This window comes from Chitinophaga agri, from assembly GCF_010093065.1.
Taxonomy (GTDB): Bacteria; Bacteroidota; Bacteroidia; order Chitinophagales; family Chitinophagaceae; genus Chitinophaga; species Chitinophaga agri.
Genome location: NZ_CP048113.1, coordinates 4531007 through 4555954, shown reverse-complemented (window position 1 = coordinate 4555954; position 24948 = coordinate 4531007). Strand labels below are relative to the sequence as shown.

At 46.7% G+C, this 24948-nt stretch carries 23 protein-coding genes; 16 read left to right on the top strand and 7 right to left on the bottom strand.

All coding sequences use genetic code 11. The features are described 5' to 3' along the window. The first annotated feature begins 392 nt into the window (after positions 1-392). The 6 genes from porK (at position 393) to GWR21_RS18050 (ending at position 5995) form a co-directional block, all read left to right on the top strand. Complete coding sequence (gene porK / locus GWR21_RS18070; protein WP_202928960.1) at positions 393-1673, top strand: T9SS ring complex lipoprotein PorK/GldK; 1281 nt, start codon at positions 393-395, stop codon at positions 1671-1673. A 30-nt stretch (positions 1674-1703) separates the two neighbouring features. Then, a complete protein-coding gene (locus GWR21_RS31580) occupies positions 1704-1904 on the top strand; it encodes a hypothetical protein (RefSeq protein WP_238429860.1) in 201 nt (66 codons plus the stop codon). A gap of 3 nt (positions 1905-1907) precedes the next feature. Continuing rightward, on the top strand, positions 1908-2660 hold the full coding sequence (gene porL / locus GWR21_RS18065; protein WP_162333102.1) for a type IX secretion system motor protein PorL/GldL: 753 nt from the start codon (positions 1908-1910) through the stop codon (positions 2658-2660). Positions 2661-2719: 59 nt separating this feature from the next. Next, a complete protein-coding gene (gene porM, locus GWR21_RS18060) occupies positions 2720-4243 on the top strand; it encodes a type IX secretion system motor protein PorM/GldM (protein ID WP_162333101.1) in 1524 nt (507 codons plus the stop codon). 11 nt (positions 4244-4254) lie between these two features. Further along, positions 4255-5286, top strand: a complete 1032-nt coding sequence (gene porN / locus GWR21_RS18055; protein ID WP_162333100.1) for a type IX secretion system ring subunit PorN/GldN — start codon at positions 4255-4257, stop codon at positions 5284-5286. 133 nt (positions 5287-5419) lie between these two features. After that, positions 5420-5995 (top strand): DinB family protein, encoded by a 576-nt coding sequence (locus GWR21_RS18050; RefSeq protein WP_162333099.1) that lies wholly within the window; start codon positions 5420-5422, stop codon positions 5993-5995. 145 nt (positions 5996-6140) lie between these two features. Here the strand turns inward: GWR21_RS18050 and uvrC are convergent, their stop codons facing one another. The 3 genes from uvrC to gpmI all read right to left on the bottom strand — a co-directional run bounded on the left by uvrC (position 6141) and on the right by gpmI (position 10310). Next, positions 6141-7964: an excinuclease ABC subunit UvrC gene (gene uvrC, locus GWR21_RS18045; protein WP_162333098.1), complete on the bottom strand. Its 1824-nt coding sequence runs from the start codon at positions 7962-7964 to the stop codon at positions 6141-6143. Between the two features lie 16 nt (positions 7965-7980). Then, positions 7981-8553: a hypothetical protein gene (locus GWR21_RS18040; protein ID WP_162333097.1), complete on the bottom strand. Its 573-nt coding sequence runs from the start codon at positions 8551-8553 to the stop codon at positions 7981-7983. Positions 8554-8786: 233 nt separating this feature from the next. Then, on the bottom strand, positions 8787-10310 hold the full coding sequence (gpmI, locus tag GWR21_RS18035) for a 2,3-bisphosphoglycerate-independent phosphoglycerate mutase (RefSeq protein WP_162333096.1): 1524 nt from the start codon (positions 10308-10310) through the stop codon (positions 8787-8789). 283 nt (positions 10311-10593) lie between these two features. Here gpmI and GWR21_RS18030 point away from each other — a divergent pair, with 283 nt between their 5' ends. From GWR21_RS18030 to GWR21_RS18015, 4 genes are all read left to right on the top strand, one after another. Then, positions 10594-11013 carry a DUF4783 domain-containing protein gene (locus tag GWR21_RS18030; RefSeq protein ID WP_162333095.1) on the top strand — a complete coding sequence of 140 codons (420 nt, stop codon included), beginning with the start codon at positions 10594-10596 and terminating at the stop codon, positions 11011-11013. A gap of 127 nt (positions 11014-11140) precedes the next feature. Then, a complete protein-coding gene (gene nadC, locus GWR21_RS18025; protein ID WP_162333094.1) occupies positions 11141-11986 on the top strand; it encodes a carboxylating nicotinate-nucleotide diphosphorylase in 846 nt (281 codons plus the stop codon). Positions 11987-11997: 11 nt separating this feature from the next. Beyond that, entirely contained in the window at positions 11998-12882 is an 885-nt protein-coding gene (locus GWR21_RS18020; RefSeq protein ID WP_162333093.1) for a diacylglycerol/lipid kinase family protein, read from the top strand. A 10-nt stretch (positions 12883-12892) separates the two neighbouring features. Continuing rightward, positions 12893-13231: a translation initiation factor gene (locus tag GWR21_RS18015; protein ID WP_162333092.1), complete on the top strand. Its 339-nt coding sequence runs from the start codon at positions 12893-12895 to the stop codon at positions 13229-13231. Between the two features lie 184 nt (positions 13232-13415). On the opposite strand, the gene GWR21_RS18010 is transcribed toward GWR21_RS18015, so the two are convergent. Next, a complete protein-coding gene (locus tag GWR21_RS18010; protein ID WP_162333091.1) occupies positions 13416-14360 on the bottom strand; it encodes a helix-turn-helix domain-containing protein in 945 nt (314 codons plus the stop codon). Between the two features lie 365 nt (positions 14361-14725). Between GWR21_RS18010 and GWR21_RS18005 the strand changes: the two genes are divergently transcribed. Continuing rightward, on the top strand, positions 14726-16255 hold the full coding sequence (locus tag GWR21_RS18005; protein ID WP_162333090.1) for an ArnT family glycosyltransferase: 1530 nt from the start codon (positions 14726-14728) through the stop codon (positions 16253-16255). 3 nt (positions 16256-16258) lie between these two features. Here the strand turns inward: GWR21_RS18005 and GWR21_RS18000 are convergent, their stop codons facing one another. Beyond that, complete coding sequence (locus GWR21_RS18000; protein WP_162333089.1) at positions 16259-17002, bottom strand: biotin--[acetyl-CoA-carboxylase] ligase; 744 nt, start codon at positions 17000-17002, stop codon at positions 16259-16261. Between the two features lie 290 nt (positions 17003-17292). On the opposite strand from GWR21_RS18000, the gene rsfS reads away from it, so the two are divergent. The 5 genes from rsfS to GWR21_RS17975 all read left to right on the top strand — a co-directional run bounded on the left by rsfS (position 17293) and on the right by GWR21_RS17975 (position 21788). Continuing rightward, on the top strand, positions 17293-17652 hold the full coding sequence (rsfS, locus tag GWR21_RS17995) for a ribosome silencing factor (RefSeq protein ID WP_238429858.1): 360 nt from the start codon (positions 17293-17295) through the stop codon (positions 17650-17652). A gap of 46 nt (positions 17653-17698) precedes the next feature. Beyond that, positions 17699-19720, top strand: a complete 2022-nt coding sequence (ftsH, locus tag GWR21_RS17990; protein ID WP_162333087.1) for an ATP-dependent zinc metalloprotease FtsH — start codon at positions 17699-17701, stop codon at positions 19718-19720. Positions 19721-19726: 6 nt separating this feature from the next. Beyond that, positions 19727-20362 carry a LutC/YkgG family protein gene (locus tag GWR21_RS17985; protein ID WP_162333086.1) on the top strand — a complete coding sequence of 212 codons (636 nt, stop codon included), beginning with the start codon at positions 19727-19729 and terminating at the stop codon, positions 20360-20362. Positions 20363-20447: 85 nt separating this feature from the next. Continuing rightward, positions 20448-20894 (top strand): hypothetical protein, encoded by a 447-nt coding sequence (locus GWR21_RS17980; RefSeq protein WP_162333085.1) that lies wholly within the window; start codon positions 20448-20450, stop codon positions 20892-20894. 102 nt (positions 20895-20996) lie between these two features. Next, positions 20997-21788: a UDP-2,3-diacylglucosamine diphosphatase gene (locus tag GWR21_RS17975; protein ID WP_162333084.1), complete on the top strand. Its 792-nt coding sequence runs from the start codon at positions 20997-20999 to the stop codon at positions 21786-21788. A 76-nt stretch (positions 21789-21864) separates the two neighbouring features. On the opposite strand, the gene recO is transcribed toward GWR21_RS17975, so the two are convergent. After that, positions 21865-22596: a DNA repair protein RecO gene (recO, locus tag GWR21_RS17970; RefSeq protein ID WP_162333083.1), complete on the bottom strand. Its 732-nt coding sequence runs from the start codon at positions 22594-22596 to the stop codon at positions 21865-21867. 40 nt (positions 22597-22636) lie between these two features. Continuing rightward, positions 22637-24934: a type IX secretion system anionic LPS delivery protein PorZ gene (gene porZ / locus GWR21_RS17965; protein WP_162333082.1), complete on the bottom strand. Its 2298-nt coding sequence runs from the start codon at positions 24932-24934 to the stop codon at positions 22637-22639. Positions 24935-24948: the final 14 nt, after the last annotated feature.

Genomic DNA, 24948 nt, shown 5'->3' with positions numbered 1-24948 from the left:
TTTAATTGTCACGCTTCCCTGAAAGGGTTTGAAAAAGTTGGGTAAAAACTAACTACGGATTAAAATTAATCGTTACATTTGTTATCTTGCTTAAGAGTGTGGGAAAGACTATCAGAAGGGTAAGTGCTGACTTTGAAGAGATAATATGTTTCCAATGGGAATGAATTCAAAAAAGTGAAACCAACAAGTATAACAACCGCGAAATTTCTGAAGTTGCCCTTAACAACTTTAGGGTCATTAAGTGTGAAGGGCTCGTTGGTAAACGGTCCAGCCGGAGAGACCGGTGTGACCTCAGGCCATGTTTCAGAATTTAGCGACATCCTCAGTAGCATTTTGGCCAATTTGCACTGCGTCGCCTACGAAATAAATGATTTTCAATGAAAGCTACCCTTATGAAGCTTAAATTTTCTAGTGGTCTGTTAGCAGTATTGCTGGTAAGCTTGCTCGCCAGCTGCGGTGGTAGTAAGACCCCCAAAAACGCGCAAGGACAGCTGATCGGCGTAAGTCCAAGACCTAAGTATTTCCCGCCTGTACCCTATGGAATGGTGTATGTACCTTCCGGAACCTTTCACATGGGACCGAGCGATGAGGATTTGAACTATGCGTACACCGCCCGTAACAAATCTATTTCAATTTCCGGCTTCTACATGGATGCTACGGAGATTACAAATAACGAATACAGGCAGTTCGTACAATGGGTTACTGACTCCATTGCCCACGTAATGTTAGGTTACGTAAAAAATGATGGTGGTGAGGATTACATTGACTGGAAGAAGAAAATCAATTATCGCGACAAGTCTACCATTGACCAGCTGGAAACGATGATGTACGCTCCTGAAGACCGTCTGTATGGTCGTAGAGAGTTTGACGTTCGTAAACTGGTGTATCATGCGGAGACTTTCAACTGGGAACAGGCAAAGAAGCGTGAGAACGCTAATGTGTCCCGTTCCAAGTTCATTGTAAAGAAAGACGTTGCGATCTATCCTGACACACTGTGCTGGATCCGTGACTTCTCTTACGCTTACAATGAGCCAATGACGAGGATGTATTTCTGGCACCCTGCGTTTGACAACTATCCGGTAGTAGGCGTAACCTGGCACCAGGCGAACGCTTTTGCTGAATGGCGCAGTAAGTTCTGGGAAGACTATCGTATTTCTAAGAAATTATTCACGGAAGATAAATTCCAGCTGCCTTCTGAAGCACAGTGGGAGTACGCTGCACGCGGTGGTAGAGAGCAAACTCCTTACCCTTGGGGTGGTTACTACATTCGTAACAAGAAAGGCTGTTTACTGGCTAACTTCAAACCTGGTCGTGGTAACTATCCTGAAGATGGTGGTTTCTACACTGTAAGAGCGGATGCTTACTGGCCAAACGACTACGGTTTATATAACATGTCAGGTAACGTAGCTGAGTGGACACAGGATATTTATTATGAGAACGCATATTCCTTTACGTCTGATATGAACCCTTATCTGCGTATGGACGTTCCGGACAATGCAGTTCCAAAAATGAAACGTAAGGCAGTAAGAGGTGGTTCCTGGAAAGATATCGGATATTTCCTCCAGACAGGTACCCGTTCTTACGAATACCAGGATAGTGCTAAATCCTACATTGGATTCAGATGTACGATCGCATTCCTGAGCCGTTCGAAAAACGATTTTGGTCACAGGTAACAAGCGTATAATAGCAACCATTACGGAAAGATGAGCGAGAGAACAGGCAGTATCGAAGAGGCAGGACAAATATTGTATGCCCTTGGGGCGGGCATGTGTGAGACAATCAAACTTAAATACTTTGATATGAGAAACCGTATGATGTACATTGGGAAACCGCAAATCATCGTTGAGCAACAACTATTCCATAACAACAATTTAACCTTTAACACTTTAACCAGTAAAATTTGACCTATGGCTATGAATCCTACTACATCGAAATGGCTTAATTTCTTTGTTTGTGTCGCGGCTTCTGTAGTAATTATCGGAGCGCTCTTTAAAATTCAACACTGGCCAGGTGCGGACATCGCCCTGATCGTTGGTTTGACAACTGAAGCGCTGATCTTCTTCGTTTATGCATTCGTACCAGATAGTGGTGGTCACGATGCGGCTCCTGCTCAGGTAGCAGTTGTTGCTGGTGGTAGCCCTGCGCTGGCTGGTCTGGATAAAATGCTGGAAGAAGCTGATATTACTCCGGTTAGTTTACAGCGTCTGAGCGAGAACTTCCAGAAATTAGGTTCCACAGTAGATAAGATGCGGGATATCAGTGACGTAGTTGCCGCTACAGGTGATTACACACAAAAAACAAGAGAAGCTGCCAGCGCTATCGGTAACGTAGCTCACGCTTACACCACTGCTGCTTCAGCTGTTTCTTCTTTCAACAGTGCTTCTGAATCAACAAGAAGCTTCCATGAGCAGATGCAGGGTATGACCAAAAACCTGGCTTCCCTGAATGCTATCTATGAACTGGAACTGCAGGATACTAACAATCACCTGAAAGCTATGAACAACTTCTATAGCAATCTGCTGAATGTATCTCAAGCAATGACCAGCAGCGTAGATGATGCTCGTAAAACACAGGATCAGATCTCTAAATTGGCTCATAACCTGACTAGCCTGAACAATGTTTACGGTAACATGCTCAGCGCTATGCAGAATGCGAAATAAGGGAACGCTTATAGTTTTTGATTTAAACACAGACAATCATTCAAACCTGAGAACAAACTATGGCACTACCTAAGGATCCCAGGCAGAAGATGGTCAATATCATGTACCTGGTCTTGACGGCCATGCTGGCATTGAACGTCTCTGCTGAGATATTGAACGCATTTAATATAGTCAACGATTCAATAGAAACTTCAAATACTTCCATCACAGCTAAGAACGACCTTACCTACAAGCAGTTCGATAAAACAGGAGATCCTGCCAAGGCTGCTCCTTATAAAGCGAAAGCTGAACAGGTAAAAGCGGCGGCTGCTGAGATGTATATCTACCTGGATACACTGAAAGCTACCATCATCAGAGAATCTGGTGGTCTGGACGAACACGGTGAAATCAAAGGTAAAAGCGACCAGGATGCTCCTACCCGTGTAATGGAGAACTACAAAAAAGGTCCTGAGCTGGAAAAGAAACTTACAGAACTGAGAGCTAAGATGCTGTCTTTTGTAGATGAACCAGCAGTTAAGGCGGAATATGAAAAGACACTGCCACTGCACATTACTATCGGTAAATCTCATGGCACTAGTCACGGTCCTCAGAATGCAACATGGACTTCTTACCACTTCAACATGGTTCCTACCATTGCAGCGGTAACTATCCTGAGTAAATTTCAGAACGACGTGAAGAACTCTGAAGCCCGTATGGTAGACTACCTGTTTAGCCGTATTGGTGCTAACGAGTTTAAGTTTGATAAGATCTCTCCATTTGTGTCTCTGAACTCCACAAACCTGATGGAAGGTCAGGAACTGGTAGCTAAGATCGCTGTGGGTGCTTATAGCAGTACTGTAAATCCTGAAATCGTTGTAAACGGCGCAGCTGTTACAGCAACTGATGGTTTAGGTACATATAAAATGAATGTAAGTGGTCTGGGTGATAAAACATTAACCGGTACCGTAACGCTGAAAAGACCAAATGGAGAAACTGAAAGTTTCCCTTTCAGTCAGCCTTACACTGTAGGTGCTTCTACAACATCAATCTCTGCTGACAAGATGAACGTACTGTACATCGGTCTGCAGAACCCAATCTCTATCTCTGCTGCTGGTGTTCCGGCTGAGCAGGTATCCGCTTCAATCAACAATGGTACGATCACCAAAACTGGTGCAGGTAAATTCTCTGTAACAGTTACTAAACCTGGTACTGCTACCATTGGTGTGGTTGCTAACGGTAAGAGCATGGCAGGTAAAGAATTCCGTATCAAATACATTCCTGACCCTATCCTGAAGGTAGGTATGAGCAGAGGCCCTATGATGAAGGCTGCTGAGTTCAAAGTACAGGGCGGTCTCCGCGCTGACCTGGAAGACTTTCTGTTCGAGGGTGTTAAATACGAAGTTGTTAGCTATCGTATAGCTATCGACGCGAAAGGTAAAGACTATGTGGAAGCTGAAGCTAACTCCGCATACTTCCCTAACAGCGTACTGCCTGTTATCCGCTCCCTGAGAGCTGGCGATCTCGTATACTTCGAGAACATCCGCGTAAAAGGTCCGGATGGTAGAGTTAGAGATATGAGTAACGTCAATTTCAAGATTAACTAATATTATTTTCTATGCGAGCAGTCATCCTTAACAGAATCGGTTGGTGTGCACTTCTGCTGGTAGTCCTGGCAACCGAAGCGAACGCTCAGCGTCGTCGTACGACACGCCGTACCGAAGCTACTCCAGCTGAGTCAACAACTCCTGATGGTTCTGTTGTCAATCCCGCTACCGGTAACAGTGTAACAGCGCCACAATCAACTGGTGCAGAAGCAGCCTCCCAACGTCCGGATGCTGTTGGAGTGCCTGTTGTAGATACTCCACGCAAATCCCTGCGTACGGATGGCATTTCTGAAAAGAACTTTATCAAAGACCGTGTGCCTATTCCATATGACCATATCCGCTCAGATGATGAATTCTGGGAAAAGAAGATATGGCAGGTAATAGATACCCGCGAAAAGATGAACCTTCCTTTCCAGTACAATGTTGAGGATGAATCTGGTACCAACCAGCTGTTCATAAATATTCTGCTCAACGCGATCAAGTCCGGTGAAGTAGAAGCTTTCAACCCAATCGATGACAGGTTCACTACCGTTATGCCTTACACTGACATTCAGAACAAACTGAGTGGCGAAGAAAAGACAGTACGTAGTATCGACCCGGTAACCGGTGAGGAGAAAATGGTAACTACCCGTGATGAGTTTGACCCTCGTACTGTTGTTCAGTACAAGATCAAAGAGATATGGGTGTTCGATAAAGAAGCTTCTGCCCTGAAAGTTCGTATCCTGGGTATCGCTCCAATGATCGCCCGTATGAACGAAGACGGTTCCTTCCGCGCGTCAATCCCGCTGTTCTGGGTATACTATCCTGATCTGCGTCCTGTACTGGCTAAATTTGATGTTTACAACCAGAACAACGATGCGGCTACGATGAGTTGGGAAGACCTTTTCGAAATGCGTTTCTTCTCCAGCTTTATCACCAAGGAAGCAAATACTTACAACCGCGATATCAAGGATTACATTAAAGATGGTACCATGCGTCTCCTGGAAGGTCAGGCGATCAAGGATAAGATCTTTAACAAGGAACAAGATATGTGGCAGTATTAATCTGCTCGCAGAAATAAAATAACTGAAAAGGGAGTTCACTATTTGTGAGCTCCCTTTTTGCCTTACATGACTTATCTCATTTATCTGTTCCCCTCCCCTGCCTAGATTTGTAGTATACTCAAATCACCACATTATGTCCCGTATATTCGAACCCCCCGTACTGTTAGCGACCCTTCAGGGTCAGGTGGATGAACTGCTGCAAACTGTAAATACTCATTTCGTAAATGCCAGTGATGAGGCGCTGCTGCGACAGCCTGCTCCCGATAAATGGAGCGTGGCCCAGTGCCTCGATCACCTGAACGCTTATTCCCGTTTTTATGTACCCGCTATGGAAAAGGCCATCCGGGGAAAACTGACAGGCAGTCTGCCCTCCTCTCCTGCACCTGTTTTCAAAAGCGGCTGGTTAGGGAATTATTTTACGAATATGATGAAGCCGAAAAACAATGGTCTGCCGGGCATGAAGATGCAGGCACCGAAGGCCTACCGGCCACTGGCTGATCTGGATGCCCGTAGAACGGTCCATGAATTTATGGAATGGCAACAACAGACTAAAGCACTGCTGGACAGGGCGAAGCTGGTCAATCTGGAACAGATAAAGATCCCGACCACTTTGGGAAGCTGGCTGAAATTCAACCTGGGAGATACATTCCGTTTTGTGATCGCGCATGAGCAGCGCCATATGGCGCAGGCACTCAGGGCGAAAGCGTAGCGATTGTTTGATCTGTAATCATCAGTCGTAGTAGCCGGGCAGGGCGCATAGCGGACCTGGCGTACAAGGGAGTGACACAACGGCGGCCGACAGTAGTGCCGTAGCCCGTTGCAAAAAAATAATCTGTATTGATGAAGAAAGATTGTTACTGACCTGTTTGTCCGGTAGCCGGATGGAAGTGACTATATACCAACCGGGCTTTCGCGGCGCCCACTTCTTTTATGAGGTCGTCTTCCGACAATAATTTTATTTTAGCGACCGAACGGAACGTTTTCAATAGCTGGGTAGCCGTATTCTCACCAATGCCCCTGATAGCCTCCAATTCGTTCTTAAAAGTGCCTTTACTTCGCTTCTGCCGATGGAAGGTGATGCCGAAACGGTGCACTTCATCACGTACGCGGCGGATCAGTTTCAGGCTCTCGCTGTCATAAGGAAGTTTGATGCTGTCCTTATCGCCCGGGAAGAAGATCTCTTCCTCATTCTTAGCGAGGCCCACTACCGTCATACTACCTATGAGGTCCAGTTCGCGAATGCTCTCCATGGCAGAACCTAACTGACCTTTACCGCCATCGATGATCACCAGCTGGGGTAATGGCTGCTGCTCCGCCAGTAAACGACTATACCGGCGGTATACTACTTCTTTCATAGAGGCAAAGTCATTGATACCCTGTACGGTCTTGATGTTGAAGTGACGATAGTCTTTTTTGGAAGCGACGCCATCCTTGAATACCACACAGGCAGAAACCGGGTAAGCGCCCTGGAAGTTGGAGTTATCGAAGCATTCAATATGTACAGGCAGTTCCTGGAGTTCAAGATCGGCCTGTAACTGATACAGTACTTTTTTCTTCTCCATATCACTTTTCCCTTCCAGGTGAAGGATCTTTTTCCTGTAGAGTTCTTCCTTAAAGTAATTGACATTCTTCTCGGACAGTTCCAGCAGTTTCTTTTTATCCCCACCTTTCGGCACTGTTATAGTCACCTGTTCTTCAGGATACTCGATCTCTATCGGTACAATGATCTCGCGGGTGAGACTCTGGAATACGTCCCGCAGATAACCGACGGCATAGGTCAGTACCTCGGTATCGTCTTCTTCCAGTTTCTTTTCCAGCGTGACGGTCTTGGTATCGGCAATGGTGCCGTTAAGGACACGGAGGTAATTGACATAGGCGTAGTTACCCTCACTGATGATGGAGAATATGTCCACGTTACCAATACGGGTATTGACAATGGTGGACTTTGCCTGGTATGCCTGCAGACTGTCAATTTTCTTTCTGACAATCTCCGCTTTCTCAAATTCCATATTCATCGCATGCTCCTGCATTTGTGCACGGAACAGTTGTAATACAGGGGTAAGATTGCCCCGCAGGATATTTTTTACCTGCTGCAATCCTTCCCGGTAGTCTTCCTCTGTTTGCAGTCCTTCGCAGGGGCCTTTACAGTTGCCCAGGTGATATTCCAGGCATACCTTATATTTCCCTTTGGCGACGTTCTGTGGGGAAAGATTGAGGTTACAGGTACGCAGGGGGATGTTATACCGGATCACTTCCAGCAGTTCGCGTACGCGGCCTACGGAGGTGAATGGCCCCAGGTATTCGGAACCGTCCTTTATGACATTACGGGTGAGGAATACACGGGAGAATGCTTCATGTTTGATGACGATATAAGGGTATGTTTTATCGTCTTTCAGGTTGATATTGAATTTAGGCTGGAACTGTTTGATCAGTGAGTTTTCCAGCAGGAAGGCATCCTGTTCAGAGCCTACGATGGTAAATTCAATATGGTGGATGTTCTCTACAAGTTTACGGGTCTTGTAGTTATCATGATTTTTAACAAAATAAGAGCTGACCCTTTTGCGCAGGCTTTTAGCTTTTCCTACATAAAGCAGTTCATTTGCTTCATTGTAATACTTGTAAATACCAGGCTGAAGGGGTATTGTATGCGATATCTGTTGAAACTCCGCTGCTGTCATGTTGTAAGAAGATCTGTTAGGGGTGCCTGAGCAGGACTTTCACATCCAGTTCGCGAGCAGGCAGAAAGGCGATCTTTTGCCAGGTCACGATGCGGATATGTTTGTTTTGCTGATACACCAGGTTTTGCTGGTATTCGTATACCAGGTTCTCTACATGCTTATTCATTTGCACATTGGTAATATGCTGCTGGCTGTCAATATCCATAATGACTTCCTGGGGTACGGTAGCCGTATTTCTGGCTTTGTACATGAGGGAGCGTTTGCCGGAGAATTGGTCGGCCAGCAGGATGGTATCGTATGCACCCTGAAGGGAGGGTTTATTCAGGTCTACATCCAGGAATGGGGCCAGCAGGTGCTGGAGCTGCGCCGAATCGGGTACAGCAATGGTAAGGCTATCCCGCTTCCCGTTCATAATGATCGTTTTCTGCAGGGCGGGTTTATTCCCGGAGATATGATGTAGTTCATTCTGAAAATATCCTTTCAGATCTCTGTAAGCCAGTTTATTGCCTTGCTGCCCTCCTTTGTCATTGCTGCAGGATGCAACGCATACAGCAACTACTACCAGTATCCATGAAAAACGATGATCCATTGTGCAAATTTAGGGAAGATGGATTAATGCGCCGCGCATCTGTCTGAAAGCAAGCCGTATAAAAAAGTTAATGCGCCGTAAACACGGCGCATCTAATGCATGAGCAAATCTGTCGAGAGCACTAAAAAACGTAAAACGGATTAGCTTGACGAATAGTTACAGGACAGAAATAATATAAAAAAAGCTGTCGCACCCTGCGGTGGACAGCTTTTCTATGAATGAGATGGGAATACTTATATCAGTACGTTGCCCGTCATTTCCTGCGGGATAGGAAGGCCCATCAGGGTCAGAATGGTTGGTGCAACGTCACCCAGTTTACCTGGTTTTACGGCACCTTTGAAATCATTGCTGATCAGGAAGTAAGGAACCAGGTTGGTGGTGTGAGCGGTATTAGGCGTACCATCACTGTTGATCATAAAGTCAGCATTACCGTGGTCAGCGGTAAGGAACACTGTATAATCATTTTTCAGGGCAGCAGTGACTACTTTCTCTACGCAGGTATCCACGGTTTCTACCGCTTTGATGGCGGCTTCCCATATACCGGTATGGCCTACCATGTCGGCATTAGCGAAGTTCAGGCAGATAAAGTCAGCAGATTTGCTTTCTATTTCCGGAACGATGGTATCTGTCACTTCGAATGCGCTCATTTCCGGTTGCATGTCGTAGGTAGCTACTTTAGGAGAAGCTACGATCAGACGGCGTTCACCCTGGAATTCTTTCTCACGGCCACCGGAGAAGAAGAAGGAAACGTGTGGATATTTCTCAGTTTCTGCGATACGGATCTGGCTGCGGTTGTTGGCTTCCAGTACTTCACCCAGGGTATTCTGCAGGTTATCATTTTCGAATATAACGTGTACACCTTTGTAGGTTTTATCATATTCGGTCATGGTGGTATAGTGCAGTGCCAGTGGTTGCATACCAAAATCAGGGAAAGCCTGCTGGGTCAGTACTTGGGTGATCTCACGGCAACGGTCAGTACGGAAGTTGAAGCACAGTACCGCATCACCTTCCTTGATGGTGGCGATCGGGTTCAGCTGCGCATCGGTAGTCACGATCGGTTTGATAAACTCGTCGGTAACACCTTCTGCGTAGGAGGTTTTGATAGCTGTTACTACATCCTGTGTAGGCGTACCGGTACCGTGTACCATCGCATCATATGCGAGTTTCACGCGTTCCCAGCGTTTATCGCGGTCCATTGCATAGTAACGGCCGGTGATGCTGGCTACCTGTCCCACCGTGTTATTCAGGTGAGCTACCAGTTCTTCCATGTATGGCAGGCCACCTTTCGGATCGGTGTCACGGCCATCAGTGAAGGCATGTATAAATACTTTGGTCAGTCCTTTATCTTTAGCGATCTGTGTGAGCGCTTTCAGGTGATTGATATGAGAGTGTACACCACCGTCACTTACGAGACCGATAAGGTGGAGGGCCTTATCGTTATCTTTTGCATAAGAGAGCGTATCCTGCAGTACCTTATTGCCAGCCAGTTCACCTGTGCGGATGGCTACATTGATACGCTGAAGTTCCTGGTATACGATACGTCCGGCGCCGAGGTTCAGGTGTCCTACTTCGGAGTTACCCATCTGACCTTCAGGTAAGCCAACATCTTCGCCGCAGGTGATCAGTGTACTATGCGGGTACTTAGCATACAGGCTGCTTACAAAGGGAGTCTTTGAATGCGCTATAGCGTCAGCTGCAGGAACCTGTCCCTGTCCCCATCCATCCATGATAATGAGAATGGCTCTTTTCTTTTCCATATTTCCGGTTGTAATTTTCTTGTTCAGTAAAGGATGCTAAAGTTATGAAGCATCCGTGAAACGGCATCAAACTTATTGAAATGCCGGCAAAAATCATACAGCAGTGAAAGAACTTTACTGGAGTTAGGTTTTATTCTAAAAATATATATTAATATATTCGCATTAATTAATCATTGTACAATACAACTATGATTGTATTTTAAAAGGCAACCTGCAAATTGGCATAGTTTTAGCCCATTTCACTTTAATGATGAAAACTTTACTACTTAATAAAATACTGACGATGAAAAAGTTAATGTATGTGCTTGGAGTTGTGTTGTTTGGCGTCATTATCACTGCATTTACCCTGTCAGCCGCTAACTTGAAATCTACTGCAGCAGGTCCCTTTGAAGACGTAGTCACTGCAATTAAACAAGGCGATGCGAGCGCACTATCCCGCTACCTTGACAATACTGTAGAAATCAGCATGGCTGGTAAATCAAATTCTTACAGCAAAGCACAGGCTGAAATTATCCTGAAAGATTTCTTCGCTAAAAATCAGGTAAAATCATTTGAACTGATCCACCAGGTAGAGAGTAAAGGTGGCTCCAGAGTAGGTATTGCTAATGTGGGTACGTCCGGTGGCGCTTTCCGTACTTCATTCTTTCTGCAGATGAAAGGTGGTTCAATGGTATTGAATGAATTACGTTTCGAAAATAAATAATAAAGTCTTATTAAGAATGATATTGAAAAGTCCGGCTCAGTCCGGACTTTTTTATATTCGGGTATATTCCTGACCTGGACCACCGTTCTTAATTTTTGGCTTACTTTCGTTCTTTCAAACCGATAGTATGTTACAGGAACCAGCATTTACAGCCCTTATTCGCAGCGCACTGGCCGAAGATATAGGAAATGGAGACCACTCTACCCTCGCCTCTATACCGGCTGACGCCAGGGGTGGCGCGCGGCTGAAGATCAAAGAAGATGGTGTACTGGCAGGCATGGAGGTAGCTGCTGCTATTTTCCAGATACTGGACAAAGATTCCATTTTTAAGCCATTCAAGCAGGATGGTGATGAGATGCATGCAGGAGAAACGGCTTTTGAGGTAGAAGCATCTATTCATACCTTACTGATGGGAGAACGCCTTGTACTGAACTGTATGCAGCGTATGAGTGGTATCGCTACGCTGACCCGCCAGTATGTGAATGTACTGAAAGGATACCATACCCGGTTGCTCGATACCCGTAAGACAACCCCCAATTTCCGTTTGCTGGAAAAAGAAGCGGTACGTATTGGTGGTGGTGTAAACCATCGTATGGGTTTGTATGATATGGTTATGCTGAAAGATAATCATATTGATTTTGCAGGAGGTATTACGGCCGCAATTACCAAAACGGTCGCATACCTGCGGGAGCATCAGTTGCCCTTACAGATTGAAGTGGAAACACGTAACCTGGAAGATGTGAAAGAAGTGCTGGCAGTCGGTCAGGTGCACCGTATTATGCTGGATAACTATACTCCTGCCCAGATCACGGAAGCGCTTGCGCTGATAGATGGTCGTTACGAAACAGAAGCATCAGGTGGTATCAACCTGGATACACTGGAAGCATATGCCAAAACAGGTGTTGATTATGTGTCCGCAGGTGCAGTGATCCATCATGCTGTTAGTCTTGATCTTAGTTTAAAAGCAATATAATATCCCTAACGTTGAGAAAGATTCTATTTATCATAAACCGTAAAGCGGGAACAGACAGGGAAAAGCGTCTGGAAGGTATCATCAGAAAATATTTGACGCCAAAGGCATTTTCAGTAGAGATCACTCACCTGGAATACCTCGGACATGGCACTGACCTGGCCAGAGCTGCGGTTGCGAATGGAACAGATACAGTAGTGGCAGTAGGTGGCGATGGTTCTATCAATGAGATAGCACAGGGACTGGTAGGTACAACTACCGCACTGGCTATTATTCCGCTGGGTAGTGGGAATGGTCTTGCAAGAGCGCTGAAAATACCGTTGAAAGTATCGCGCGCACTGGAAGTGATTGCCGATGGAAGGCGTCAGTCAATAGACGTTGGTTACGCGAATGAACACCTGTTCCTGAGTAACGCCGGTGTAGGTTTCGATGCGTTGGTAGCAGATCAGTTCAGGCATAAGACCAAACGTGGGCTTTGGGGATATGCGAAGCTTGTATTTCAGAGTTTCAGCAGTTATAAAGGCCCTTCATACGAGATCAGCGTGGATGGTAAGACAATGCAGGAGCGTGCCTTTCTGCTTACGGTGGCGAATGGCAACCAGTTTGGCTATGAATTTAAACTAGCGCCTGACGCAAATGTTTTCGATGGTAAACTGGACTTGTGTGTTGTGCCGCCGATCAAACTGTACGGACTGATACCTGTCGGATTTTATTCCCTGATGGGTAATATTGATAAGACCCGCTATATGCAGCATTATACGGGAGAAACGATCGTTGTTAAAAGTAACGAACTGGTGCACCTGCAGGTAGACGGGGATGCGGTGCCATTGAAAGAAAATGGTAAAGTCGCGTTCCGTGTTCATCCTGGTGCGCTGCAGGTCGTAGTTAACCGTTCATAAACTTACTATTATGTCAAAGAAGAAGTTTAATACCAATACAGGTGGTATAGTGTATTCCACTAATCCTGATTTTAAACCGGAGAGCGATGAACCCGAGGAGATCGAGACCCTCCCTCCTGCCCAGCAGCAATTGCGGGTGAAGCTGGACACTAAACAGCGTGCCGGAAAGGTAGTGACACTGGTGGATGGTTTTGTAGGTAAAGAAGAAGACCTGGAAAAACTGGGCAAGGAACTGAAGACGAAATGTGGTACCGGTGGTAGTGCGAAAGATGGACTGATACTGATTCAGGGTGACTACAAGGAAAAGGTGGTGAAGTGGTTGCAGGACTGGGGATATAAGGCGAAGTGATCAGGTATTGAAATGCGGCGGAGATGATGCACTATGTATGGCATAGGATAAGAGTTCATCAGACAGGTATAAAAAGTGAGAGGGCGCTTCCTGGAAGCGCCCTCTCACTTTTTATACCTGTCTGATAAGAATGCAGGAATATCTGCATAGAACATCTCTTTATATCAATTCCTCATTCCGGTTCCTAATTATTTCTAAATGTGTGCGGCGTATGTCCCGTCTGGCTTTTAAAGAAGTGCGAAAAGTTAGCTGGTTCTTCAAATCCAAGCGAATGAGCGATCGCTGCTATCGGCCAGTCAGTATGTAGCAGTAACAGCCTTGCTTCGAGCAGGAGGCGCTGACGAATATGTTCGCTGGTAGTTCGCCCGGTTACCCGTTTGACAGTTGCATTCAGGTGATTGGGATGTACGTTTAATATCTGTGCGAAATCTCCTGCTGTTTTAAGCTGCACCTGTTCCAGCTCTGAAGTGATCGGAAATTGTTTTTCCAGGGCGTCCGTAAATCGCTCCGCAAGCAACTGAGCCGTTGTCAGGGAACGTTGCGGTAACGCCTCTGGTACGCTGATCCTCTTCGCTTCTAAAAGTAATAATTGCAGGTAGATCAGTATGGCTTCCTGGCGGTAAGGATTGCAGTCTTTACTTTCTTTCAGCAGGTGTCCGAATAACTGTAACATGTAGTCCCGCTGTTGTTCAGTGAGGTTAAGCACCGGATTGGCGCCTATCTGGAAAAGCGGGTGATGCAGGAGTTCGTCACGGTAGTGACGTTGCATTTCAAACAGATGTTCCGTGAACTGGCAATAGTAACCGTCCTGCTCTCCCTGCGGATCCCAGGTTTTTGCTTCCAGCTGATTGATAAATACGATAGCAGGCGCCTTGATGACATATTTGCGTTGACCGAGCGTCATAATGCCGCCGCCCCTGGTCATCAGCGTGATTTTATAGTAATCTCTTCTGCTGGCAGAAATATACTCCCGGCAAGGATTTGTAGAGCGGGAGTGAATGGTAAAATTACTCTTTGCCGGCACCTTGGGTAAGTTCTCCTGATCAACACTTACCCTCGAAAAGTCATCGCTGAGCCGTAGCTTTTTACGATGATCAGATCTGCTATTCTTACTATTTATGGAGGACATTGGGTAAAGTTACTCAAAGCAATTTGCAAACATCATACGAATAAAATAGTGCGTATTGACGCTGGGATGTATGGACCAATAGCTGTTTGGATGGTTGAAGAATAGTATAAGGGGTAGTTGTTTGTATCATTGTTGCAATTTTTGTTTTGATAAATTAACAAATATTTCACAACTTGAGGACAACCTTTATCAACCAAAATCTTGTTTTCATCAACTGGTCTTTTTGATGAACTGCCTATTTCACCAACTATTGCTGCAGTATCACAAGATTATCTATATCGGGCTACCTGTTATACGTTCCTTACCTTTGAGCTGTAGTAATCATAACAGGTAGTCCCTCATTTTTCACACACTAGTCCCGACGGATGCCCAAACGTTCATATCTCCTGCTCATTGCCTTGATAGCTTTCAAGTTGACTTTTCATTTTTCCCTTGTGCATCCGGATTATGATCTGCACCGGGATGAATATCTGCATCTCGAACAGGCCAATCATCTGGCAGCCGGATATTTGTCAGTACCTCCTTTTACAGCTTTTCTCTCGCTGCTGATCAAGTGGCTGGGCGGTGGTGTATACTGGGTACGCTTCTTCCCTGCCCTGTTTGGTGCGCTGACAATGTTAGTCATCTGGAAGCTGGTGGAATTGCTGAAAGGAGGCTGGTATGCACAGTTACTGGCAGCAGTGGTCTTTATTTGCTCCGGTATGTCAAGGATTAACATTCTGTATCAGCCGAACAGTGCTGACATACTGGCCTGGACACTGATCTTTTACCTGGTAATATTATACATCAGAGATGTAAAGCCTCAATGGTTGTTGTGGATGGGTGTTGTGGCGGGGATGGCTTTTCTGAATAAATACAATATACTTTTTCTTGCGGCGGGCCTGCTACCAGCTTTGTTAATAACACCACAGCGCAGCATCTTTCGGGAAAAGTACCTGTACGGCGGCCTGCTGATCGCCCTTTTGCTGGCCCTGCCTAATATTGTCTGGCAGCTACAGAACGGGGTTCCGTTCCTGCATCACATGAAGGAGCTGGCCGACACACAATTGGTGAATGTGGAGAGAGCGGGTTTTATCAAAGAACAGCTGTTGTTCTTCTTACTGGGAAGTGCTGTATGGATAGCCGGACTGACCGCATTGATGGGATATGCGCCTTACAGGCCCTATCGCTTTGCAGGCTGGACTTTCCTGCTGGTAATGGCCCTGTTCGTCTATCTGAAGGCGAAGGCGTATTATGCCCTGGGACTGTATCCTGTTATGCTGGCTTTTGGTAGTGTATACTGGGAACACCTTTTTTCACGTAGCTGGCTGAAGTATGCCAGGCTGGGATGGCTGGTAATGGTGATATTACCCACTGTATGCTTATTCCGCGTAATCTACCCGGTAATGCCGCCAAAGGACCTCTATAACGCGATGACGCCACGAATGCGTGATGTTATGTGCAGATGGGAAGACGGCAAACTACATGACCTGCCACAGGATTTTGCTGATATGCGTGGCTGGAGGGAGCTGGCCGGACTGGCCACAATGGCCTATCAGCAGGTGCCTGTGGCTGAGCGCCCGTATACGTTGATCCTATGTGACAATTACGGGCAGGCAGGCGCGATTAACTACTACGCCGCTGATGCTGTCAGACCAGCCATCACATTCAGTGCTGATTATATGTGCTGGTTCCCGAAAATGGACAGCCTGCATTACCTTATTGTAGTTGGTGAGGCTCCAGCGGAATATGTCCGGAAATATACGTCCGGCTACACTAAAACCGGACAGATCAATGATAAGCTGTCAAGGGAGTATGGCACAGGTGTATATCTTGTCGAAGGGATTTCGCCTGTTTTTCCCCGCAAACTGTATCAGTGGCAACAGGAAGAACAGGCAGGTTCCCGTAGCTGGTAACGCCTATCGTGTTATAACAAACTCTATTTCTCCAAAGCCCAGTTGCAGTAGCGTTCCTTCCTTCTCCAGGCATAATTTGCCATCAGGAAGTACATCCCGGATAATACCCTCAAACAGCTCTCCGTTCATGCGGTAAGTGCCGGGTATATTAAAGCGGAACAGCTTGCTCTTATAGTCCTGCATTAGCTTATCATAGTGTGCAGGATGCAATAGTTTAAGTCTTTCTTCAATGCTGGCACAAAGCGTACGAGTCAGTTCGATAGGGTCCCATGTCTTGCCTGTTATCTGCTTGAGGGATACAGGATTAGGCAGATGTGTAGGGAAGCTGGTCTGATTGATATTAATTCCGATACCGGTAATGGCATATTGCCATGTATTACCACGGAGTACATTTTCGATGAGCATGCCGGCTGCCTTTCTGTCACGCCAGTAAAGATCATTACTCCATTTGATGGAGGTCTCATCGCCCGCATATTGCGTGAACCAGTCACAGGTAGCAAGCGATACCGCGACACTGAGCATAAATTGTCTGGAAAGGGGCAGCATGCCGGGTTGCAGGGCGATTGAGAGCATGATATTTTCACCTGGAGGCGATGACCATTGTTTGCCACGTTGAGCTTTTCCTGCAGTTTGCTCCATAGCAAACCAGGCTGTGCCCGGTGTCACCTGCCCTTTGTTTACCTGCTCCATGGCATAGTTATTGGTGCTGTCTACTGTATCTAAAATGTATAAAGGCTGTCCGATCATTCGAAAATTCTTAGCTGATTCATTTTGAGAGAGCAAAGTAATTCATTTTATCATTTTCTTAACAATCGGTCAGTTGCCGGCTACAGAGCAAAGGTATTAGACAAGTGCATGATTTATAGGCATTAAAGCTCCGTACATCATTGATTATTACACATTGTAACAATATCATATTCCGGCGTTTATTTGCTCCTTCTTTAGTAATTTTGACAATTAAAGTTTATTTTTAACCAAAAGAGATTTTATTGGCACCCTTAACCGTTCTGAGTACGAGAAAGAAAGCGTTAACGCGCTTGAGTAGAGAAAGCGAGATTTTTTCCACCATCATCAAGGCCATCCAGGAAAAAAAGGGAGAAAATATTGTTTCTCTGGATCTGCGCCAGATTCCTGAAGCTGTGGCTGATTTCTTTGTAATATGCGAGGCTAACTCCAATACACAGGTTAGGGCTATAGCTGACTTCGTGGAAGATCAGGTATTGAAGCTCGTTGGCGAAGAGCCTTATAAACATGAGGGATTTACCGCTCAACAATGGATACTGGTAGATTATGTGAATGTTGTAGTGCATGTATTCCAACCCGAAACCAGGCAGTTCTATAGTCTGGAAGATATGTGGAGTGATGCAGAACGAATGGAGCATAATGATACAAACTAATAACTTTTAACTATTACCGACATCCTTAAAAAAGGATCGTAAGATTATGGAAAGAGGCAACAACTTCAACAAGGGAGACAAATCGCCAAAGAAAGGACCAAAGTTCAACATATACTGGGTGTATGCTTTTATCGGGGTCGCCTTGCTGGCAATGAACTTTGCTAATCTTGGCACCGGGCCTAAACCACTCAGTTTCCAGGAGTTTCAGCTCAATTACCTGAAACCAGGTGATGTAGACAAGCTGGTGGTGGTGAACAAGCAAGTGGTAGAGGTTTTCATAAAGGCTGACAAGTTATCGCAAGCTAAATACGAGAAAGTGGCTAAGACCCGTTTGGGCGCTGATAATAAGGGCCCTCATTTCTCTTTCACTATTGGTAGTGTGGAGGATTTTAAGACTGACCTTGACAAGGCACAGGCGGGGCTTCCGGTTGATCAGCAGGTGAAAGTGTACTATGATAACAGACAGAGCTGGTTCGAACCATTTATCCAGTTATTGCTTCCACTGGTGCTGTTGATTGGACTGTGGATACTCCTGATGCGTAAAATGGGTGGTCCTGCTGGCGGCAGTGGTGGCCCGGGTGGTATCTTTAACATCGGTAAGTCTAAGGCTACGCTGTTTGACAAAGGTACCCGTGTAAATATCACTTTCAGTGATGTAGCTGGTCTGGATGAAGCGAAAGTGGAAGTGATGGAAATCGTGGATTTCCTGAAGAATCCGAAGAAATACACCTCTCTGGGTGGTAAAATACCAAAAGGTGCCTTACTGGTAGGCCCTCCAGGTACAGGTAAGACCCTGCTGGCGAAAGCAATGGCAGGAGAAGCACAGGTACCTTTCTTCTCTATGTCCGGTTCTGACTTCGTTGAATTATTCGTAGGTGTGGGTGCAAGCCGTGTACGTGACCTGTTCAAACAGGCCCGTGAGAAAGCGCCTTGTATCATCTTCATCGATGAGATCGATGCGATCGGTCGTGCAAGAGGTAAGAACGTAATGATGAGCAATGATGAGCGTGAGAACACCCTGAACCAGTTACTGGTGGAAATGGATGGTTTCGGTACCGACAGCGGCATCATCATCCTGGCAGCAACCAACCGTCCGGACGTACTGGACAGTGCGCTGCTGCGTCCGGGACGTTTTGACCGTCAGATCTCTATTGACAAACCAGACTTAAATGGTCGTGAGCACATATTTGACGTGCACCTGAAACCAATTAAAACTTCTCCGAACCTCGATATCAAGAAACTGGCATCTATGACACCTGGCTTTGCCGGTGCTGACATCGCCAACGTTTGTAACGAAGCAGCCCTGATCGCTGCCCGTAAAGGTAAGACTGAGGTTGAAATGGAAGATTTCAACGATGCTGTGGACAGGGTGATCGGTGGTCTGGAAAAGAAAAACAAGATCATTTCTCCGGAAGAAAAAGAAGTGATCGCATACCACGAAGCTGGTCACGCCATTTGTGGCTGGTACCTCGAGCATGCTAATCCGCTGGTGAAAGTGACTATTGTACCCCGTGGTGTAGCTGCATTAGGTTATGCGCAATATTTGCCGAAAGAACAATACCTGTATAATACCGAACAGCTGCTGGACGATATATGTATGACCCTTGGTGGCCGTGCTGTAGAAGACATCGTGTTTGGTAAAGTATCGACCGGTGCACAGAATGACCTGCAGGTGATCACCCGTATGGCCTATGCAATGGTGACCGTGTACGGTATGAACGATAAGGTTGGTAACGTGTCGTTCTATGATCCTAACAGCGATCAGGCATTTACCAAACCATATTCTGAAGAAACTGCCAAAATGATCGACGAAGAAGTTCGTTTACTGATCGACAAGGCGTACCAGCGTACTAAAAACCTGCTGACCGAGAGACTGGATAATGTGAAAGTGCTTGCACAGGAATTGCTGAAAAAAGAAGTATTGTACCAGGCAGATCTGGAAAGACTGATCGGTAAACGTCCATGGGATGTTCACCGTGAGCATATCGCAAACAAGGAAGGTATGACTACTGATGGCGTACATCCTACCGATATCATCAATCCTTCGCCTACACCTGCTAATGCATAAACTGATATGAAGATTTCTCCTGCCAAGGAAAATATTCTGAAGAGAGTTAGAAATGCATTGAGCCAGTCGGTGCAGTTGCCCTTTCCAAATTCGGAGGGCAACAGTTCCGTTTTTGTGAAGGAGCATGATGGTCTGGAGATGAAGTTCGCAGAAGAATTTGCCCGCTTACAGGGAAAATTCATCTTCTGCACCAGCAAAAGCGAACTGCTGGATAATCTGGTAGCCCTGATCGATTCCAAAGAGTGGAATGATGTATACTGCCAGACGCCTTCCCTGATGAAGGAGTTCCAGCTGAAGCAGTTGCCTTTTATGAACAAAGGAGATATGCATACCGCGGAGGCTGCGATCACTGACTGTGAAATGCTGGTAGCCCGTACAGGCACAATGGTGCTGAGCGCGGCACAGCCTTCCGGAAGGGCTTTACCAGTGTATACACCGGTGCATATTGTGATCGCTTACACGCATCAGCTGGTATTTGATCTCAAAGATGCGATTGCCCGCCTGAAGGAGAAATACCATGGTGAGCTTCCTTCTTCCATCTCCTTTGCCTCCGGTCCCAGTCGTACCGCTGATATCGAGAAAACGCTGGTAGTCGGAATACATGGACCGCGTGAGGTATATGTGTTTCTCCTGGACGAATAGATTTGTAAATACTTAAGCATATTTGAACAGCGCGTGATCTCATCATGCGCTGTTCTTTTAAATGATCATGTTATACCGGCCCGCTATGACCAGGTTATTCTTATTTGTTTTTTCCGCCGTTCTGCTGGCGTCATGTGGACAGTCACCCGAGCAGCGTGCTGCCGAAGTGGATACCATTAATACCTTGATAGTAAAAGAACCTGCCGCTATTTTCTTCAAACCTGCAGGCGATAAATTGCGTTCTCTCAGGAAGGAGATAGGAGAAAAAGGATTTCCTTCCCTGGATGCATATAACAGAAGCACCATGGCTGAAGACAGTGTCTTCCTGGCTGGAAAGGGTGTGAAGGTCATTAGCACCAGCGCCACACAACTGCAATTCGTAAAACCAAACGGAGAGATCTTCTACATGAACCTGAATCATCCGAAATATGCGTGGGAGATCTTCCTGTATAACGGCTATAGTGATCCTGTGAAGGCTGACCTGACTGACATAGCGTCCGCCTATCTCGAATCAGGTATAAAGAAGCCGTAAAGGTTGTTTTGTTAAATACTTATCTATTACTTCGCGGTGCAAACCGCTTCATCATCAGTGGTCTGTTGCCCGATGGCGCAGACCGGAAAAATATCATCAGCTATGGCGCATGGACTGTCCGCAGTGGACTATTCCATTCCTCTTCCGGAAGGCAAACGTGTTTATTTCGCATCAGATTTTCACCTGGGTACGCCTAATCCTGCTGCCAGCAGAGAACGGGAACGACGTATCGTGAAATGGCTCGATGCCTGTGCACAGGATGCGGAACACATCTTTCTGGTAGGTGATATTTTCGATTTCTGGTTTGAGTACAAAGAAGTAGTACCTAAAGGATATACCCGCCTGCTGGGCAAACTGGCCGATCTGCGGGACCGGGGTATCGGGATCACGGTGTTTATCGGCAACCATGATATGTGGATGGATGGTTATTTTGAAGAAGAGCTGGATATTCCTGTACACTACGAACCGAAGACCTATGAGATCGGTGGCAAGCGTTTTTATATTGGACATGGTGATGGACTCGGCCCGGGCGATCATGGGTATAAAATGCTCAAGAAGGTGTTTCGTAACCCGGTATGCCGCTGGTTGTTCTCACTTATACATCCCTCCTGGGGTATTGGTTTGGCTAACTATTTTAGTCGCAGAAGCCGCGCTGCTACCGGTGGGGAACTGGAAAAATTTCTGGGAGAAGAGAATGAATGGCTGGCCATTCATAGTAAAGAGGTGCTGCAACAGGCGCATTTTGACTACTTCATTTACGGCCACCGGCACCTGCCGCTGGACCTGCAGGTTGGTCCTGACAGCCGCTATATTAACCTGGGCGACTGGTTAAATTACTTCACTTATGCCGTGTTTGACGGAAGCACCGCTTCACTGATCTACGACGGTAAATAACAAATCATTTATAACAGGGATGAGCTGACCGGGCAACTGATCTATACCCGGCCGGGATGCTTGTGTGCAACATGGCCTAATCCAGTATCTCGTGCAGGATAGGAGGAGAATTGAGTTCCTGGAAGTCCGGCATATGCAGTTTAAAGAAATCAAGGTATGAGTACAGGAGCTTTCTGCGCCGGTCTTTATTCATATTGATCTCCCCTAGTGCCTCCCAGCTTTTACACTGGAATAGTTTGTCCGTGATCTCGCTGTTAGCGGCATCGAGGTAGTTACTATGGTGAGGTGGCAGATCCGTGAATGAACCTTCCTGAAGATCAAGATAGTGAGCGTATTCGGAATACCTGCCATTGAGTCTGAAGCCAAGATGCTCTGCCAGTTTTAATGTAAAGTAGAGCGGTAGATTGGCAGCTATGGGTAGCGGAGCCACATCCAGCGCCTGCAAGGCCTGTTCTGAAAAGTGATACAGGTCCGGCTGTTGTTCCGGTTCGCGTAGACTCTTCTGCAGCAGCTCTATCATATAGAGCGCAACCGTGTTCTTGACAATGTTGAAATGCAGGGAAGTATAGATATAACCCAGTTTAAATTCTGAGATGCGCTGGATGCTCTTTTGTTCGTAATGATAAACGACCAGTTCGAGTATGTTACCCGGTTGGAGGAGATTGCCCCTGGCTTTGGGTTTCGATGAGCGTACCCCATTCACCATATAGGATTGTACCCCGAAGAGTTCAGTGAATATATTGACGATGGCACTGGTATCGCCGTATTTGATGGTTTTTAATACAATTCCCCGGGTCTTATGTAACATAACTTGCAGCTGCTGATGTCAAATGTACGATTAGCCTGCGTTAATTGATAAATACGATCTTCGTCACCACATGCTCCCCTCCCGTTTCGCTGGTAGCAAATACCAGGTATACACCTGACTGTGGCCGGTGACCGGTATAATCCAACCCGTTCCATATGGCTTGTCCACCGAAGGCCCTGGTCTGGAATACCATTCTGCCACTGATGTCAGTGATCTTTATGCGGGTGTTGTCTACCAGGCCACGGATAGCGATAGGACCCGTGTAGTCATGTTTTACAGGATTCGGGAATACGAGTACGGCATCTCTCTGCAGCTGACCAGCTGGTGCCGTAGCCGTGCCATGCCATGACACCAGCCCCCTGGCGGTGGCAAAGTAGATCTCGCCGGTTGCAGGATCTATGGTAATGCGGTAAATGTGATTGTCAGGAAGTGGACTGTTGCCAATATTAAAATGTTCGATGATCTTTTCTCCATCTTCACTTACCAGCCAGGCGCCATTATAGGTACCTACCCATTTGCGGTTGGCGCCATCAGTGGCGATAGTGGTCACCTGTTCATCCTGGAAGAGGTACCCGGCAAAATTGTCCTGCTTAACAATCGGTAAAATGGCGTTACAGCCTTCAGTAGCTGCGCTTCCCGGGCAGTTGATCACGGCGATACCTCTGGCAGTACCTACCCATACACTGCCATTCCTGTCTTTCGCGAGACAATGAACGTCATTGGAGGGCAGATTTCCCTGGGCTGCGCCCAGCCGGTACTGCCGCCATTGATCATCATTTTTATTATCAGGCGTATTGTTAGTGTTCAGTATATAGAGGCCGTTGCCTTGCGGGGATACGATGTATACCAGGCCGTAGTCGTCCACCAGCAACTGGGAAATAGCGTTGCCGGTCATGACATAGGGACTTCTGAACGATACCCAGGAATCATCCGGTTTTTTGAGCAGGAGGTTGTTGTCTGCACCGTAGACCGCTACCCAGAGATTGCCGGCAGCGTCAGTAGTGAGTCCGCTGACATTGTATGCTGTGCGGTCATTGGTAGCAGCTGGCAGTATACCTTGTTTGAACACCGTCAGTTTGCCATCAGTTACGCGGGCCAGTCCACCGCCGAAGGAACCGAGATAGAGGTTGTTCCTGTCTGCTGCGAGCGTGATGATATCGTGCAGGGAATCTGGCCAGTTGACGGTGGTGTGCCATGTACCGTTGCTGGCAGTGTGATATCCTTCCCGGTTCCCTCCTGCTTTCCAGTTGGGCGTAATTGTACCAGGAGCGGCAAACAGCGTGCTACCGGAGAAAAGCAGGTCGCCGGTAATGATACCTGCAGGTGCATTGGGATTCACTTCGGTGTAGTCACCAGTTGTCTTGTTGTATTCCACCAGACCAGAGATGGCATCTGCCAGCCAGATGGCGTCCGCGGTACCAGCTATCTGTAAGGGGGCCTGCAGTAGCTTGTCCTGAAAGGTAGTTAGAGGAGTAGCGTTGGCATCCAGTGAAAGGACACGCGCAGCACCTTGCTGTTGTTCACAGACATACAGCTGATTGTCGTATACAGCTATGCTGCTGATAGTCTGACTGGCGGTATACCAGGGTATCCAGGTATTATTGACAAATTTGAATAGTTGTTGTCGCTGACGGCAGATCAGCTGATTGCCGAAAGCGGTTAGTTCCTGTACGGTATCGGCGGAAAGGCCATCTGAAAGCGATGACCAGTTGCGGAAGTCAGCGAGATTGTTACTATTTACTGGTGCCTTCCTGACCCCTTCAGCTGTAGCAGCGAAGAAGCTGTTGCCGGCAATGGCCAGTGCATATACAGGAGTATACGCGCCGGTACTGCCAATGACATAGGTGGCCTCGACTTCCGGAATGGCAGTATTCAGGACAACGATGCCCAGGCCGGTACAGAGGTATGCTTTATTGTTACGAAGGAAGATGCGAAAGATAGATTTATCGGCAGCGACCTGTTTGCGCATGAGGTCAGGAATATTGTAGACCGTATTGCCGCTGAGGAGGTCTATATTACTGTTCTGATATGCGACCAGGAGGGCGTCATCATTTGCAGCGATGGTACTGATGCCCACGTCATGGAGTCCGTTTACTTTACTGTACCGGCTTAGTTCGGGGCCATCTTCCGGTGAGGTAAGGACGGAGGTCAGTCCCTGTGACGATGCACAATACACACGGTCACGGCTGACAGCTACAGCGACCGCGGGGCGCCATGGAAGATGATCACTCCACTGACCAATATAAGTGCCGGCGGACGATTGCTGCGCATGTGTTTCCAGGGCGTTCACGCAGGATAGGCAAAGCATGGCATAAAGGGATGTCAGAAAACGGTACATGCATCAAAAATAGT